Genomic DNA, 14,958 nt, shown 5'->3' on the forward strand with positions numbered 1-14,958 from the left:
TCTGCTTTGTCAATTGCTGTCGTGAACCGTCAGCGCCCGGCACAATAAAGAAAAAAGTGTGAGTTTGATCAAAAACAAAAACATGTGATGCAGACAGGCGTATTTATATGCTCCGTGAACGGCAACCCTGAAATATCGCCGTAACGAACAGGTTAGAGAGGAGAAAATACCATGATGACATACGACCGTAACCGCAATGCAATCACCACCGGCAGCCGCGTCATGATTAGCGGCACGGGCAAAACTGGCGTGATTAAAGCGATCCACAGCGACGGGCTGGATGCCGCGCAGGTGCGCCGCAGCAAAACGGTTGAAGTGGAAGGATGCGAAGGTAAGTTCGAACCGATTGAGCTGATTCGCCTGGGTATGCACTAAACGGTGCGCAGACATGCCGCCGTGAACGGCGGCATGTGCTGAATTACCGTTGAGACACGTACTGTGCCACGGTCGCTTTCGCCCCCTTTTGCAGCAGCATCTGGTACGCCTTCATCACCGCATCAACAAAGACGGCTTCACGCGGTAATTCCGTGCCGAAGATGGCCTCGATGCCGAGCAGCGCCTTGACCCGGCTTTCCCCTTCCGCACTGCCTTTAACCGCCGTCTGAATCACTGCCAGCTGCGGATCGCTCACGTCAATAGCATTACCCTGCTCGTCCACGCCGCCGACATAGCGCATCCACCCTGCCACGCCCAGCGCCAGCAGCGGGAAAGGCTTCTGATGCACCAGGTGCCAGCGCACGGAATCCAGCATGCGCTGCGGAAGCTTCTGGCTGCCGTCCATCGCAATTTGCCAGGTCCGATGGCGCAGGGCCGGATTGCTGTAGCGGGCAATCAGGAGATCGGCATAGCGTCCTAAATCGACGCCTTTGACCTTCAGCGTAAGCGCCTGCTCGTTAAGCATCAGCGCGTGCGCGGCGATGCGGTAATGTTCATCTTCCATACAGTCGTTGATATGCTGGTAGCCCGCCAGATAGCCCAGGTAGGCCAGAAATGAGTGGCTGCCGTTAAGCATGCGCAGCTTCATCTCTTCAAACGGGATCACGTCCGACACCAGTTCGGCCCCGGCTTTTTCCCACGCAGGACGCCCTGCCACAAAGTTATCTTCGATCACCCACTGACGGAACGGTTCACAGGCCACCGCTGCCGGATCGCGCACGCCGGTCAGCCGTTCAATTTTATCCAGCGTGTCGGGGGTGACCGCGGGCACGATGCGATCCACCATCGTTGACGGGAAGGTAACGTGGGATTCGATCCAGTCGGCCAGCTCACCGTCTACTGCACGGGCGTACGCGCAGGTGACATTGCGCATCACGTGACCGTTCTCCGGCATGTTGTCGCAGGACATCACGCTAAACGCCGGCAGACCCGCCGCTTTGCGACGCGCCAGCGCTTCCACCACCACGCCCGGCGCAGATTTCGGCTGGTGCGGGTTTTGCAGGTCGGCGACGATAAACGGATGATCGAGCATCAGTTGCCCGGTCGCCGGTGAGTGGCAGTAGCCTTTCTCGGTGATGGTCAACGAGACAATCGCCACCTGCGGGTCACACATCGCCGCCAGAACCGCCTCCAGCCCGTCTACCTGCGCATGGAGGGCCTTTTTGACCACGCCAACTACGCGGGAGGTCCACGCATCGGCAGACATTTCCGCCACGGTATAGAGATTATCCTGCGCGTTCAGATCGGCAATCTGCTGCTCACCACCAATCAGGTTAACCTCACAGTAGCCCCAGTCGCTGGCGTGCTCAGCGGCGAGAATATCGGCATACACTGCCTGATGCGCCCGGTGAAATGCGCCAAAGCCTAAATGAACGATGCGAGCTTTAAGGCTGTCGCGATCGTACTGAGGCAGCGTCGCATTGGCCTGTAATAACGTGTTTTCCATGATTAAGACTCGTTAATTAGAAAGCTGTGGATCGCTGCCGCTCTTTCTGAAGCGGCAGCGCCTGCTGACTACACCAACTAGAATGGCAGTCGGGGTAAAAAATTACTGCCATCAACCATACTGATACTGCCGTTTGATATTTTGATTTATATTAACTTTTGGTCATGTGGTGTGACATAAAAACAAAGTTGTGTGATAAGTCATGCAAGCTATAAACCACTAGCGCCGCGAGGAGATAGCGCCGTAACCGAGCGTCTCTTTTGGCGCAGACTCAGCTGCGTCATGCGCCGCGCTCAAATCACGGTCGCGCACTTCCGGCATCAGGATCGCCGAGACCAGTCCAATCACGGAATAGGCCACCAGCATGGCAACAATCGGCCACCAGGAGCCGGTCATATTGCAGAAGATCCCTGCCAGCACCGGACCAAAGCCCACCGCCACCAGACCACCCGCCTCTTTGGAGATGGCCATACGCGTAAAGCGATTTCGCGAGCCAAACATCTCCGCCATGGTGATATTTTCCAGCGCGAAGAGCCCCAGAACGGCGAAGTTATGGATAACGATGATGCAAAGCATGATCGTTCCCGGCGCATAGCTCTTATCGACGATGATCGACAGCATCGGGTAGGCGAGCAGAATGGCGGAGATATTGAGAATAATGTACGGCAGACGGCGCCCCACTTTATCGGAAAGCCAGCCCAGCAGCGGGATGGAGATAAACCCGAGAATGGAGCTGATCATCAGCGCATCGGTAGGGATAGCCTTATCGAACAGCAGCGTCTGGACCAGATAGCCCGCGAGGAAGGTCTGGATGAGCCCCGAGTTGCCCGCCTGGCCGAAACGCAGGCCAGTCGCCAGCCAGAAGGATTTGCTTTTCACCATGGAGCCCAGCGACGTGTCCGGCTGCACGGTTTGTGCATCGTTCACTTTCTCAAAGACCGGGCTCTCCTTGAGATTCATGCGCAGCCAGATGGCAAAGATCATCACCACGACGCTGGCGAGGAACGGCACGCGCCAGCCCCAGGCGAGCAGCTGTTCACGATCGAGGGCGAAGAACATAATGGCCCAGATCGCCGTGGCGCTCAGCGTCCCGCAGTTAGTCCCCATCGCCACCAGCGAGGAGATAATGCCGCGTTTCCCCTTCGGAGCGTACTCCGCGAGCATCGTGCCAGCCCCAGATATCTCCGCGCCAGCGCCCAGCCCCTGAATAATGCGCAGCGTCACCAGCAGGACCGGCGCGAAAATCCCAATCTGCGCGTAGGTCGGCAGCACGCCAATCAGCGTGGTGCAGATCCCCATCATAGTGATGGTGATAAACAGCACCTTTTTACGACCGATGCTGTCACCCATTCTGCCGAAGATGAAAGCCCCGACGATACGCGCGATATAGCCTGCGCCGTAGGTCCCCATCGCCAGGATCAGCGCCATCGCGGCAGACTGTTCGGGGAAGAAGATCTCATGGAAGACCAGGGCGGCCCCCAGCGAGTAAAGCTGAAAGTCCATGAACTCCAGCGCGGTGCCAAGCCAGCCGGAAACGGCGGCTTTCACCAGATCGGCGGTGGATCGTTGCGGTTGTACTTGTGTCATGATGGCTATCTCTGAAAGGTAAGATGCGAACCACATAGAGCCTGTCTGCGCAGGCTCTTAATCGCGTATATGATTATTGGCCGAACGTGAGTAAGACTTTGCAGCACTGCCGCTGATCTTTCTCAAACAGTTCGATGGCGTCTGTTACGTGGTGATAGTCAAAAGTATGGGTGATCAGTTTTTCCGGGTCGATCAGCCCCCTCTTCAGCCAGTCGATGACGACCGGGAATTTGTTGGCATTCAGGCGCGAGGAGAAGATCGCCAGCTCTTTGCCGGTAATGCCCTGCTGAACAATCTGGCTCGGCTCGCTGGAAAAGCCCATCAGCACGATGCGCGCCGCTGGCGAGGCCAGGGTTATCGCTTCCTGCAAAATAGATGGATGGCAGGCGGCATCAATGATTAGCGTCGGTTTGATGCCTTTTTCCTCCAGCGCGGCCTGCAGCGACTGCTCGCCGTTATTAAAGACCCAATCCGCGCCGCTGCGCCGCGCCATCGCCAGGCGCTCGTCTATGCGGTCAACCACGATAACCTGCTTCACCTGATAGACGCCTTTCAGCGCCTGCACGGTGACCAGTCCCATCGGGCCAGCGCCGTATATCAGCGCGACGTCCTGTTCCATCGGTTTCGCCTGCCCCGTTACGTTGGCGGCAATGGTGAAGGGTTCAACCATGACGGCGTGTCGGTCGGGAATGTCATCCGGAATGACCCAGGCATTTTGAGCGGGCACTGCCGCATATTCACTGAAGCCGCCGTCACGGTGGACCCCCAGCACGACCAGCGAGGTACAGACGTTCGGTTTTCCCACGGAGCACGGGTAGCAGTGCCCGCAGCTGATCACCGGGTCAACCGCGACGCGCTGGCCCAGACGGGCACTGTCTACGCCCTCACCCACGGCGTCAATCACGCCAAAAAACTCGTGGCCAATCGTGCGTGGATATTTCGCAAAAGGATTATGGCCGCGATAGATGTGGCTGTCCGACCCGCAGATACCCGCCAGGGTGATTTTCACGCGGACTTCACCTGCGCCTGGCACCGGGCGTGGCCGCTCTTCAATCACCAGTTCGTTCGGCTGTTGAATCACTACGCTTTTCATCGTTCGCTCCTCGCTTACCAGTTCCACAGCGTGCCGTCTTCAAGACGGGCCACCGGCAGATAGGCCGGATCGTAGGGGTATTTCGCCGCCAGTTTTTCATCAAACTCGATGCCCAGCCCCGGCTTGTCGCCCGGATGCATATAGCCGTTATCAAAGCGCCAGCTGTGCGGGAAGACCTCCAGCATCTGTTCGGAGTAGCCCATATACTCCTGGACACCAAAGTTCGGCACCCACAGGTCGAAATGCAGCGCGGCGGCGTGGCAAACGGGCGACAGATCCGACGGGCCGTGCGAGCCGGTGCGCACCTGATAAAGCGAGGCAAAATCGGCAATGCGACGCATCCCGGTAATGCCGCCCGCGTGGGTAATGGTGGTGCGAATATAGTCGATAAGCTGCTCTTCGATGAGCTGCTTGCAGTCCCAGATGCTGTTAAACACTTCCCCCACCGCAATGGGCGTAACGGTATGCTGGCGGATCAGGCGGAAGCAGGCCTGGTTTTCCGCAGGCGTTGGATCCTCCATCCAGAACATGCGGAATGCTTCGATGCTCTTGCCGAAGCGCGCCGCTTCAATTGGCGTCAGGCGGTGGTGCATGTCGTGCAGGAGGTGCTCATTGAAGCCGAATTTACTGCGCACCGCGTCGAACAGCTTCGGCGTGAAATCGAGGTATTTTTCGGTGGACCAGAGCTGCTCTTCCGGCCAGTCGCCTTTGGTCGCAGGCTCGTAGGCCAGCCCCTTTCCTTTGGCCATGCCGTAGGTGGTTTTCATGCCCGGCACGCCGCACTGCACGCGGATCGCCTTAAAGCCCATCTCTTTATGACGAGCGTAGTCTTCCAGCACGTCGTCAATCGTGTGACCGGTGGTGTGGCAATAGACCATCACCCCTTCCCGGGAGGCGCCGCCCAGCAATTGGTAGAGCGGCATGTTGGCCGCTTTGGCTTTGATATCCCACAACGCCATATCCACGGCGGAGATGGCCGACATGGTAACCGGACCGCGACGCCAGTAGGCGCCTTTATAAAAGAACTGCCAGATGTCTTCGATGCGGTGCGCATCGCGGCCAATCAGCTGGGGGCAAAGGTGATCCTTCAGGTAAGAGGCCACGGAGAGCTCGCGTCCGTTTAGCGTAGCGTCACCGAGACCGACAATCCCCTCATCGGTGGTGATTTTAAGGGTGACAAAGTTCCGCCCCGGGCAGGTAACAAACACGTCAGCCGCGACAATCTTCATAATTCCTTTCCTTACATCGTTCATTGTGATGCTGGAAATTTACCCACCAACCCTACTACCATACAAGTATAATGATCATAAAATCAGCTAACGATCACAAAACCAGGGGGCTCACGCACGCCCCCATCCCGCCACAATAATCAGCATACCGCACAGGGCGATCAGCGCCCCGGCCCAGTCGTATGCGCTGAGTTTGACGCCGTCCACCACGCGTAACCACAGCAGCGCCGTGCAGACATAGACGCCACCATAAGCCGCGTAAACGCGCCCACTGGCCGCCGGATGCAGTGTTAATAGCCAGACAAACAGGGCCAGCGCGACGCTTGCCGGGATGAGCAACAGTACGGATCCTCCCTTCTTCAGCCAGAGCCAGGGCAGGAAGCAACCGATGATTTCGCATAGCGCGGTGGCAAAAAAAAGCAGCGTTGTTTTGAGCATATTTCACGTCAGGTGAGGATTTATTTAACCATCATACCTGATGATGCCCTTTACTTTTCCATACTTGCTCCGCGGGTATGCCGTCATTTCGCTTTAGTGTAGAATCTGTACGGGGTAACTTGATTATCTGCACCCATTTAAAAGGAAACGCTATGACCACATTAAGCAAACGCCTTTGTCTGACAGCCCTGCTGGCGCTGTCATCGTTCGCCTTTGCCGCCTCTGCGACAGCGGAAACCAGCAAGCTCATTATTGAGTCTGGTGACAGCGCGCAAAGCCGCCAGAACGCCGCCATGGACAAAGAACAATGGAATGACACCCGTAACCTTCGTCAGAAGGTCAACAAACGTGCTGAAAAAGAGTGGGACAAAGAAGATGTCGCTTTTGACGCGCGCGATAAGTGTCAGCAAAGTGCAAACGTCAATGCCTACTGGGAGCCTAACACCCTGCGCTGCCTGGATCGCCGCACTGGCCGCACGGTAGCCCCGTAATGTCTGGATCCTGCGACGTTAAACTCCGTCCGCTGGAGCGTGAAGACCTGCGCTTTGTCCACCAGCTCGACAACAATGCCAGCGTGATGCGCTACTGGTTCGAAGAGCCTTACGAGGCGTTTGTCGAGCTGTCCGATCTCTACGATAAGCACATTCACGATCAGAGTGAACGTCGGTTTGTGGTGGAGTGTGAAGGCGAAAAAGCGGGTCTTGTTGAACTGGTTGAAATCAACCACGTTCACCGTCGGGCGGAGTTCCAGATCATCATCTCCCCTGAGCATCAGGGAAAAGGCCTTGCCTCACGGGCAGCGAAGCTGGCAATGGATTACGGATTCAACGTTTTAAATCTCTACAAGCTTTACCTGATTGTGGACAAAGAGAATGAGAAAGCGATCCATATCTACCGCAAACTGGGCTTTATGGTGGAAGGCGAGCTGATTCACGAGTTCTTTATTAACGGTGAATACCGCAACACCATCCGCATGTGCATTTTCCAGCATCAGCACCTGGCCGGACACAAACCGTCTGGCGCCAGCCTGCTGAAACCTACCGCGCAGTAACCTGCGCGGTTTTATTTCAGTAATATTCAATCGTGTTCTTGATGGTGTACTTGCGCTCAACGGCAGGTTTGACGCTGTCGTCGGTGATCGTCAGATCGCAGCTCACCGGGTTATTGTGGCGGTCGTAATCGCAGCTCTGCTTCACGTTGCCCAGCGGCTTGTCATTCAACATGCTCACCGCCGAGTAATCCATTCTTTTGCGAAGATCTTTAGACGGCGTCGACTGGACGGACAGGTGCTGATCCCCGGAGACGGTGGTTTTGCCCAGCGGGTAACCATCCGCATCGTAGCGATACTTCACTTCCATCTCTTTGCCGTGCGCCGCCACCACAAAACCGTTGTCGTCGGTATCCCACGTCACCCCGGCTGACGGCAGTTCGGCCAGCTGGCATTTCCCCTGCAGCTTCACTTTTCGCTGCTGGGTTTCTGCGTCAAGATAGTAATTGGCATCCAGCACCAGCGCCACGCCGGTGTTGGCCTCCAGGTCGTGCAGCTCAAGCGTATCGAAACATCCTTCCGTCGAGACGGTGCCGGTGACCCGTTTGGACACTTCGCCCTTCTCGTTGAACAGCGTCTGGGTGAAGTCTTTGACCGGTCCGCGCAGCGGATCAAAATCAAATTCGTTCGAAAAACTCGCCATCTCGGGCGTAAACGACAGCGGTGCGGAGCTGTTGTCGCACCCCACCAGTGTTGCTGCCAGTAGCGTTATCGCTGCGTATTTCTTCACATTTATTACCGTACAGGGAGATTATTCCCAATCATATTAGCAAATACAGTTGTTTACACGAAGCCTGCTAAAATTAATCTCTACACAGAGAAAAGGAGCTACAGATGAAACGGTTACCCTGGATTACCGCCCTGCTGTTAATGAGTGCCTCAACGGCCGCGCTGGCGGCACCGGATTCCTGCGAGCGCGTGAAAAGCGACATTCAGCAGAAGATTATCAACAACGGCGTGCCTGAGTCAGGCTTTACGCTGAGCATTGTGCCGAACGACCAGGCCGATCAGGCGGGCACGCAGGTGGTGGGCCACTGCGCCAACGACACCTTTAAAATTTTGTACACCCGTACAGGCAGTGTTGCGGCCGCTGAAGCTCAGTAATTGACCCTCAATCCCCTTTGATTTGATGAGGATTAAGATTTAATACCCCCAAATAAGTAACACTCACCCCATCATTAGCCCGGATATCATTTCGGGCGAAATAATACGCAACTATATACCCTAAATAATTCGAGTTGCAGGAAGGCGGCAAGGGAACGAATCCCCAGGAGCGTACATAAGTACGTGACTGGGGTGAGTGAGTGCAGCCAACACACCTGCAACTTGAAGTATGACGGGTATAATGATGGGGTGAGCCATGTCCGATGCTGAACATTACGACGGCGGAATTAGCCGTCGAACTCTCGTGAAATCTACGGCGATAGGTTCTCTGGCGCTTGCCGCTGGTGGGATCTCGCTGCCTTTTGGTTTAAAAAGCGCCGCCGCGGCGGTGAAGCACGCCGTCCAGCCGCCTGAAGATACCGTGGTGTGGGGCGCCTGCTCGGTCAACTGCGGCAGCCGCTGTGCGCTGCGTCTGCACGTGCGTGACAACGAAGTGTACTGGGTCGAAACGGATAACACCGGTGAAGATGTGTATGGCGATCACCAGGTGCGCGCCTGCCTGCGCGGACGCTCTATTCGCCGCCGCATCAATCACCCTGACCGTCTGAACTACCCGATGAAGCGCGTGGGCAAACGCGGCGAAGGCAAGTTCGAGCGCATCACCTGGGATGAAGCGCTCGACACGATCGCCGCCAGCCTGAAAGACGTGGTGGCCAACTACGGCAACGAAGCGGTGTATATCAACTACTCCTCCGGGATTGTCGGCGGCAATATCACCCGCTCCTCTCCTTACGCTTCGCTGGTGGCGCGTCTGATGAACTGCTACGGCGGTTTCCTGAGCCACTACGGTACCTACAGCACGGCGCAAATTGCCTGCGCGATGCCCTACACCTACGGCAGCAACGACGGCAACAGCACCTCGGACATCGAAAACACCAAACTGGTGGTCATGTTCGGCAATAACCCGGCGGAAACGCGCATGAGCGGCGGCGGGATTACGTACTATCTGGAACAGGCTCGCGAGCGGTCCAACGCGCGCATGATTGTTATCGACCCGCGCTACACCGACACGGCCGCCGGACGTGAGGATGAGTGGATCCCGATCCGTCCGGGTACCGATGCCGCGCTGGTAGCGGGCATTGCATGGGTGTTAATCGACGAAAACCTGGTCGACCAGCCGTTCCTCGACAAATACTGCGTCGGCTATGACGAAAAAACGCTGCCGGAAGGCGCGCCCGCTAACGGTCACTACAAAGCGTATATTCTCGGCCAGGGCGATGACCACACGGCGAAAACGCCGGAGTGGGCCTCCCGCATCACCGGTATTCCCGCCGATCGCATCGTTAAGCTTGCCCGCGAAATCGGCTCCGCTAAACCGGCTTATATCTGCCAGGGCTGGGGACCTCAGCGCCAGGCGAACGGCGAGCTGACCTCCCGCGCCATCGCCATGCTGCCGATCCTCACCGGGAACGTGGGGATCAACGGCGGGAACAGCGGCGCGCGTGAGTCCACCTACACCATCACCATCGAACGTATGCCGCTGCCGGATAACCCGGTCAAAACGCAAATTTCCTGCTTCAGCTGGACAGATGCTATCACCCGCGGTCCGGAGATGACCGCCCTGCGCGACGGCGTGCGCGGCAAGGATAAGCTGGACGTGCCGATTAAGTTCATCTGGAACTACGCGGGCAATACCCTCATTAACCAGCACTCCGATATCAATAAAACCCACGAAATCCTGCAGGATGAAAGCAAGTGCGAGATGATTGTGGTCATCGATAACTTCATGACGTCTTCAGCGAAGTATGCCGATATCGTGTTGCCGGACCTGATGACCGTCGAACAGGAAGACATTATTCCTAACGATTATGCGGGTAACATGGGCTACCTGATATTCCTTCAGCCCGTGACCGCGCCGAAGTTTGAACGCAAGCCCATCTACTGGATCATGAGCGAAGTGGCTAAACGCCTCGGGCCGGATATCCATCAGAAATTTACCGAAGGACGGACGCAGGAACAGTGGCTGCAGTATCTGTATGCCAAAATGCTCGAAAAAGACCCTCTACTGCCGTCCTATGACGAGCTGAAAAAAATGGGCATTTACAAGCGCAAAGATCCGAACGGCCATTTTGTGGCCTATAAAAAATTCCGCGAAAACCCGGAAGCCAACCCGCTGAAAACGCCATCGGGTAAGATTGAAATTTACTCCAGCAAGCTGGCGGAGATTGCGGCTACCTGGGAGCTGGAAAAAGATGAGACCATCAGCCCGCTGCCCGTCTACGCATCAACCTTCGACGGCTGGGATGCGCCCGAGCGCGCGCAGTTCCCGCTGCAGCTGTTTGGTTTCCACTTTAAGGCCCGAACCCACTCGAGCTACGGTAATGTAGACGTGCTGAAAGCCGCCTGTCGCCAGGAGGTCTGGCTTAATCCTGTCGATGCCGAAAAACGCGGCATTAAGAACGGCGATACGGTGCGCGTCTTTAACGACCGCGGCGAGGTACGAATTGAAGCAAAAGTGACGCCGCGCATCATGCCCGGTGTGAGCGCTATGGGCCAGGGTGCCTGGCACGACGCCAATATGAGCGGCGATCGTGTCGACCACGGCTCATGCATCAACACCCTGACCACGCACCGCCCTTCACCGCTGGCAAAAGGCAACCCGCAGCACACCAACCTGGTGCAGATCGAGAAGGTGTAGCGGGTGGATGGCGTTGTCGTGGTTTATTCTATGATTTGTATTATCGGTTAACACAGTCGCGCGGACACTCTCCGCGCGAACAAGGAAGATGTAATGAAAGATGTCTCACATCGTGAATCGTTCGCGTTCAGCGCCCGGGTGCTGGGCGCGCTGTTTTATTTCGCGCCAGACAGCGAGCAGGCCGCGCCGCTGGTGCAGGCCCTCACCGCAGGGGATTGGGTTCAGGACTGGCCCCTGCCGTCGGAAACGCTGCAGCCTGTAGCTGACACCTTTGCCGCGTCTGCCGATGAGCCGCTGAGGGACGCCTGGCAACGGCTGTTTATTGGCCCTTACGCCCTGCCCGCGCCACCGTGGGGTTCCGTCTGGCTTGACCGCGAATCCGTACTGTTCGGCGACTCGACCCTCGCGCTGCGCCAGTGGATGCGGGAGAACGCTATCGCATTTGAAATGCAGCAGAATGAACCGGAAGATCACTTCGGGACTTTGCTGATGCTGGCGGCATGGCTGGCCGAGAACGGCCGCGATGCGGAGTGCGCTCAACTTCTGGCGTGGCACCTGCTGCCGTGGAGCACCCGCTTCCTGTCCGTGTTTGTCGACAACGCCGGACATCCGTTTTATACCGCGCTGGGTAAGCTTGCGCAGCTGACGCTCGCGGACTGGCGATCCGGGCTCATTATTCCGGTTGCGGAAAAGACGCTGTATCGCTAAGGGGTGTGGCTTGCTCGCGGATAGCGGGCAAGCTGCAGTCAGAAGATAGCGTTTAAAAATTCATATCGAAACATGAGTCATGTTAAGATTGATGATATATAATAGCCTTTCCTAAAAAAATGATGCTATCTGTTGATACATAAAAAAATAAAAAATGACTGGAAAACACCCTTCCGAAAATAAGTTTAAAAGGCTACTTATAACAGCCATAACATTTACCATTTTAGGTGCATGGATCTGGTATATGTCATGGACAACAAGCATCTCCAATTATACCATTTTGCAAAAATCGGTTCCTGAATTGACCACGTATATTTCTGTTGGAGTCGTGATTGGCGCGCTTTTGGTTATACGTGCTTTTTTTGTGCACGCCTTTAACCAAACTTTAAAATACTTTGCCAATACTTTCTTATGCGGTTTTTGCCTTGGGTTTGTATTGAGCGTAAATGGTTATGATATTTATGTCTATCTCTTCCCGGACAAAATAATTGGCTATGAATCTGAATATGAAGTTGTCTTTCCGGGGCCTTCGAGAGGTAAGTATGGCCATTGTGAAGCGGGTCTCTGGTTAAAAGATCAGAACACCAACAGATGGATACAGCTTTGTACAAACAAAGAATATCTGCACAGCCACCGTAAGCAGGGAATGACTGGGGTGTGGGTAACGGCTCGTGTAAATAATATTGGAAGTTACATTGTGAATTATGAGTTTATTTATTTGTAGGCACGACCCTATCTATTTTTGTTCCGGCAAAAATGAATGGTACTCAAAGTCCGCTCCTTGCTTATAGCCGTCAGCCTGATACGTCGCACCACAGATTGCGCATTCACAGCGGAGAAACCGGCTATGGGCAGGGTCATCTCAAAATCGAATCAGGGTAAATTTCATTCATACCCCCACATTTAGTGGTGGATACGTGACGACTGTTCATCTATTCTGCTTTTTCAGCGAGCAAGCCGGAGTCATTTCTAGTGGATAATCCCATATTTCTGAAAACTATCATTATCTTTATTCTCATCCTGTGGGTAATAGACGTAGTCAGGAGAAAGAAAAAAAAGCGTTATGACTCCGCTATAGCAGAGGCTAATGCCAGAGAACGCTATGAATGGCGCTATCTCAGATGGGGCTGGCAGGCAATACGAGTGGCGGCGGCAGTGTATATCTTTGTTCAGCTGATTCAGGTTTTACTGAGATAGATGGCAGAAGAAGGTAAGACGGGCAAGGAACATCTCACTGTCCAGGCCAACAGTAGCTGAGCCTCGGTGGTAGAAATTGTGAGTGTTCCCTGCCTGCCAGTAGCATGTGCTACAAGCCTTTAACCAGTATTTGGTTATGTATCACCGACTGATTCCCCCTCACTCGCACTCTCTTTGCTTTGAATGAACCGAAGTGCCAGGTAGAGGTCTGGCGCCAGAATCATCTCATCATCATTCATTGTTGGCCGACTGTCTTTAAACCAGCGTGTTAACTCCGTTTTCCTGCCCGCAAGGATTAATTTAATCTGTCGACTTTTCAGGTCACGCTTTAACTCATTAATGGTTGCCAGGACACTGATGTCTGAATAGGTGAAGCAGGCAACGGCATCAATGACCACCCATTTAGGTTGTATGGCTGCCCCATCAACCAGGTTCAATACCCGACGTTTAAAATAAGCCACATTAAAATAGGTCAACGGTGAGTTAAATCGATACATCAGCACGCCCGGGACCATTTTAATATCGGTGGTATTCCCTAACGAGTGAATCATTCCCTCTTCGTCAGTGCCCAGCAGGTGCTCAGAGGGGCGAAACACCGTACGAAGGAATTGTAATAACCCAAGCAATACCGCAAGGCCAATTCCCTGTATAACGCCGATAATTAACACACAGCCAAACGTGAAGAAGGCCAGGCGAAAGGCCTGTTTATTTCTGCGCCTCAGGTTCCATAGTCCACGTAAATCAATCAATGACCACGATGCATACATTAGAACAATACCTAACGCAGATACCGGAATGTATTGTAATGGCTGAGTGAAAAACACCACGACGATACCGATGATCAAGGCGGCGACCACGGAAACCAGCTGGCTTTTCCCCCCAACCGAATCATTCACCGCGGTCCGGGAATCGGCTCCACTGATAGCAAACCCCTGAGATAACCCCGACATAATGTTCGCAATACCCAGAGCCCGGAACTCAGCATCAGCATTAATTTCATAGCCATTTTTCGCGGCGAAACTGCGTGCGGTCAGCATCAGACTGACAAAACTGACCAACGCCAGGTTCAGCGCCGGGATCACCAAATCACGCATCGGCCCCGGCTGGAACGCCCCCCAGTGAACGATGGGTAAACCAGGCTGGAAGCCTTCTCCCCCAATCGTGGCAATGCCGTACTGTTGCGCAGAGGTCACCCATACCAGTGCCGTTGTTATCACAATGGCAATTAAAGGTGCTGGCCACTGGCTGCGATACGTTTTAATCGCCATTAAAATAATTAACGTAAAAAGGGATATCCCTACGGTTAATAAATGGCTATCTGAAAGTCGACCTGGCAAGGCGATTATTTTTTCAATAACCTGCGCCTCATCAAGCTTGATCCCCAATACCTTGCCTAATTGCCCGACAATAATCGTCACGGCTACGCCATTAAGTAAACCGGTAAGAATGGGATGAGAAAGCAGATCGGCAAGCGCGCCCAGCCGAAATTTACTGGCAAGGAGGCACCACCCGCCCATCATCAATGTCATGATGATCGTCAGCTGCCAGTGCAGTTCGGGATTACCTGCAGAAAGCGGAAATACGACGGCCGCAATCACCGCACAGGTTGTGGCATCAGGGCCCACAATAAGCTGGCGTGAAGAGCCAAACAGTGCGTACGCTATCATTGGTAAAACGCAGGAATAGAGCCCTACAATTGCCCCCACACCCGCCAACTCAGCGTAAGCAATCGCAACAGGGAGCGCGACAGCCGCAACGGATAACCCCGCTTTAACATCATGTTTTAGCCAGCTTTTATCGTAGGCTAACAAATTTTGTAAACCGGGCATGTAGTTTAACAACAGTTTTCCGAACACGTTATTCTCCGGACAGGGATATTACTCGCGTCATGATGGCACATTTCTTAATGAGGTTCTGGTTTTCAAATGCTCCGAACGGAGGCCGACACTGTTGCGAATCTAATAAAACGTTAAC

Annotated in this window: 15 protein-coding genes; 8 read left to right on the forward strand and 7 right to left on the reverse strand. The window is 54.6% G+C overall.

Annotated features, from left to right (window positions below; all coding sequences use genetic code 11):
- Positions 1-171 precede the first annotated feature (171 nt).
- Positions 172-375 (forward strand): putative selenium delivery protein YdfZ, encoded by a 204-nt coding sequence (gene ydfZ / locus CWR52_RS01940; RefSeq protein ID WP_014883679.1) that lies wholly within the window; start codon positions 172-174, stop codon positions 373-375.
- 43 nt (positions 376-418) lie between these two features.
- On the opposite strand, the gene CWR52_RS01945 is transcribed toward ydfZ, so the two are convergent.
- The 5 genes from CWR52_RS01945 to CWR52_RS01965 all read right to left on the reverse strand — a co-directional run bounded on the left by CWR52_RS01945 (position 419) and on the right by CWR52_RS01965 (position 6,229).
- Positions 419-1,882 carry a mannitol dehydrogenase family protein gene (locus tag CWR52_RS01945; protein WP_104948677.1) on the reverse strand — a complete coding sequence of 488 codons (1,464 nt, stop codon included), beginning with the start codon at positions 1,880-1,882 and terminating at the stop codon, positions 419-421.
- A 219-nt stretch (positions 1,883-2,101) separates the two neighbouring features.
- Entirely contained in the window at positions 2,102-3,469 is a 1,368-nt protein-coding gene (locus CWR52_RS01950; RefSeq protein WP_104948678.1) for an MFS transporter, read from the reverse strand.
- Between the two features lie 73 nt (positions 3,470-3,542).
- Entirely contained in the window at positions 3,543-4,562 is a 1,020-nt protein-coding gene (locus CWR52_RS01955) for a Zn-dependent oxidoreductase (protein ID WP_104948679.1), read from the reverse strand.
- Between the two features lie 14 nt (positions 4,563-4,576).
- The gene (manD, locus tag CWR52_RS01960; protein WP_023292552.1) at positions 4,577-5,791 is read right to left on the reverse strand and encodes a D-mannonate dehydratase ManD; all 1,215 of its coding nucleotides are present in this window, start codon (positions 5,789-5,791) and stop codon (positions 4,577-4,579) included.
- A 111-nt stretch (positions 5,792-5,902) separates the two neighbouring features.
- Positions 5,903-6,229, reverse strand: a complete 327-nt coding sequence (locus CWR52_RS01965) for a YnfA family protein (RefSeq protein WP_021241222.1) — start codon at positions 6,227-6,229, stop codon at positions 5,903-5,905.
- 152 nt (positions 6,230-6,381) lie between these two features.
- On the opposite strand from CWR52_RS01965, the gene CWR52_RS01970 reads away from it, so the two are divergent.
- Positions 6,382-6,720, forward strand: a complete 339-nt coding sequence (locus CWR52_RS01970; RefSeq protein ID WP_023335541.1) for a DUF1283 family protein — start codon at positions 6,382-6,384, stop codon at positions 6,718-6,720.
- Positions 6,720-7,280 (forward strand): spermidine N1-acetyltransferase, encoded by a 561-nt coding sequence (gene speG, locus CWR52_RS01975; protein WP_024909098.1) that lies wholly within the window; start codon positions 6,720-6,722, stop codon positions 7,278-7,280. Before CWR52_RS01970 ends, speG begins: the two co-directional genes overlap by 1 nt.
- A 16-nt stretch (positions 7,281-7,296) precedes the next feature.
- On the opposite strand, the gene CWR52_RS01980 is transcribed toward speG, so the two are convergent.
- Complete coding sequence (locus CWR52_RS01980; protein WP_104948680.1) at positions 7,297-8,007, reverse strand: YnfC family lipoprotein; 711 nt, start codon at positions 8,005-8,007, stop codon at positions 7,297-7,299.
- Between the two features lie 104 nt (positions 8,008-8,111).
- On the opposite strand from CWR52_RS01980, the gene CWR52_RS01985 reads away from it, so the two are divergent.
- The 5 genes from CWR52_RS01985 to CWR52_RS23545 all read left to right on the forward strand — a co-directional run bounded on the left by CWR52_RS01985 (position 8,112) and on the right by CWR52_RS23545 (position 12,984).
- The gene (locus CWR52_RS01985) at positions 8,112-8,381 is read left to right on the forward strand and encodes a DUF1161 domain-containing protein (protein WP_104948681.1); all 270 of its coding nucleotides are present in this window, start codon (positions 8,112-8,114) and stop codon (positions 8,379-8,381) included.
- Positions 8,382-8,637: 256 nt separating this feature from the next.
- A complete protein-coding gene (gene ynfE, locus CWR52_RS01990) occupies positions 8,638-11,079 on the forward strand; it encodes a selenate/tellurate reductase subunit YnfE (protein WP_104948682.1) in 2,442 nt (813 codons plus the stop codon).
- 93 nt (positions 11,080-11,172) lie between these two features.
- Complete coding sequence (gene dmsD / locus CWR52_RS01995) at positions 11,173-11,787, forward strand: Tat proofreading chaperone DmsD (protein ID WP_104948683.1); 615 nt, start codon at positions 11,173-11,175, stop codon at positions 11,785-11,787.
- A gap of 154 nt (positions 11,788-11,941) precedes the next feature.
- On the forward strand, positions 11,942-12,511 hold the full coding sequence (locus CWR52_RS02000; protein ID WP_167467772.1) for a hypothetical protein: 570 nt from the start codon (positions 11,942-11,944) through the stop codon (positions 12,509-12,511).
- 248 nt (positions 12,512-12,759) lie between these two features.
- The gene (locus CWR52_RS23545; protein ID WP_104948685.1) at positions 12,760-12,984 is read left to right on the forward strand and encodes a hypothetical protein; all 225 of its coding nucleotides are present in this window, start codon (positions 12,760-12,762) and stop codon (positions 12,982-12,984) included.
- A gap of 134 nt (positions 12,985-13,118) precedes the next feature.
- Here the strand turns inward: CWR52_RS23545 and CWR52_RS02010 are convergent, their stop codons facing one another.
- Positions 13,119-14,840: a SulP family inorganic anion transporter gene (locus CWR52_RS02010; RefSeq protein WP_104948686.1), complete on the reverse strand. Its 1,722-nt coding sequence runs from the start codon at positions 14,838-14,840 to the stop codon at positions 13,119-13,121.
- Positions 14,841-14,958 lie beyond the last annotated feature (118 nt).

Origin of the sequence: Enterobacter sp. SGAir0187 (genome assembly GCF_002952735.2) — a bacterium.
GTDB lineage: Bacteria > Pseudomonadota > Gammaproteobacteria > Enterobacterales > Enterobacteriaceae > Enterobacter > Enterobacter quasiroggenkampii.

Bases quoted from the DNA above. Each gene is read 5' to 3' on its own strand.
- manD (WP_023292552.1), bottom strand. From the start codon at position 5,791: ATGAAGATTGTCGCGGCTGACGTGTTTGTTACCTGCCCGGGGCGGAAC.
- CWR52_RS01965 (WP_021241222.1), bottom strand. From the start codon at position 6,229: ATGCTCAAAACAACGCTGCTTTTTTTTGCCACCGCGCTATGCGAAATC.
- CWR52_RS01945 (WP_104948677.1), bottom strand. From the start codon at position 1,882: ATGGAAAACACGTTATTACAGGCCAATGCGACGCTGCCTCAGTACGAT.
- CWR52_RS01970 (WP_023335541.1), top strand. From the start codon at position 6,382: ATGACCACATTAAGCAAACGCCTTTGTCTGACAGCCCTGCTGGCGCTG.
- ynfE (WP_104948682.1), top strand. From the start codon at position 8,638: ATGTCCGATGCTGAACATTACGACGGCGGAATTAGCCGTCGAACTCTC.
- CWR52_RS01985 (WP_104948681.1), top strand. From the start codon at position 8,112: ATGAAACGGTTACCCTGGATTACCGCCCTGCTGTTAATGAGTGCCTCA.
- dmsD (WP_104948683.1), top strand. From the start codon at position 11,173: ATGAAAGATGTCTCACATCGTGAATCGTTCGCGTTCAGCGCCCGGGTG.
- CWR52_RS02000 (WP_167467772.1), top strand. From the start codon at position 11,942: ATGACTGGAAAACACCCTTCCGAAAATAAGTTTAAAAGGCTACTTATA.
- CWR52_RS01955 (WP_104948679.1), bottom strand. From the start codon at position 4,562: ATGAAAAGCGTAGTGATTCAACAGCCGAACGAACTGGTGATTGAAGAG.
- CWR52_RS01950 (WP_104948678.1), bottom strand. From the start codon at position 3,469: ATGACACAAGTACAACCGCAACGATCCACCGCCGATCTGGTGAAAGCC.
- speG (WP_024909098.1), top strand. From the start codon at position 6,720: ATGTCTGGATCCTGCGACGTTAAACTCCGTCCGCTGGAGCGTGAAGAC.
- ydfZ (WP_014883679.1), top strand. From the start codon at position 172: ATGATGACATACGACCGTAACCGCAATGCAATCACCACCGGCAGCCGC.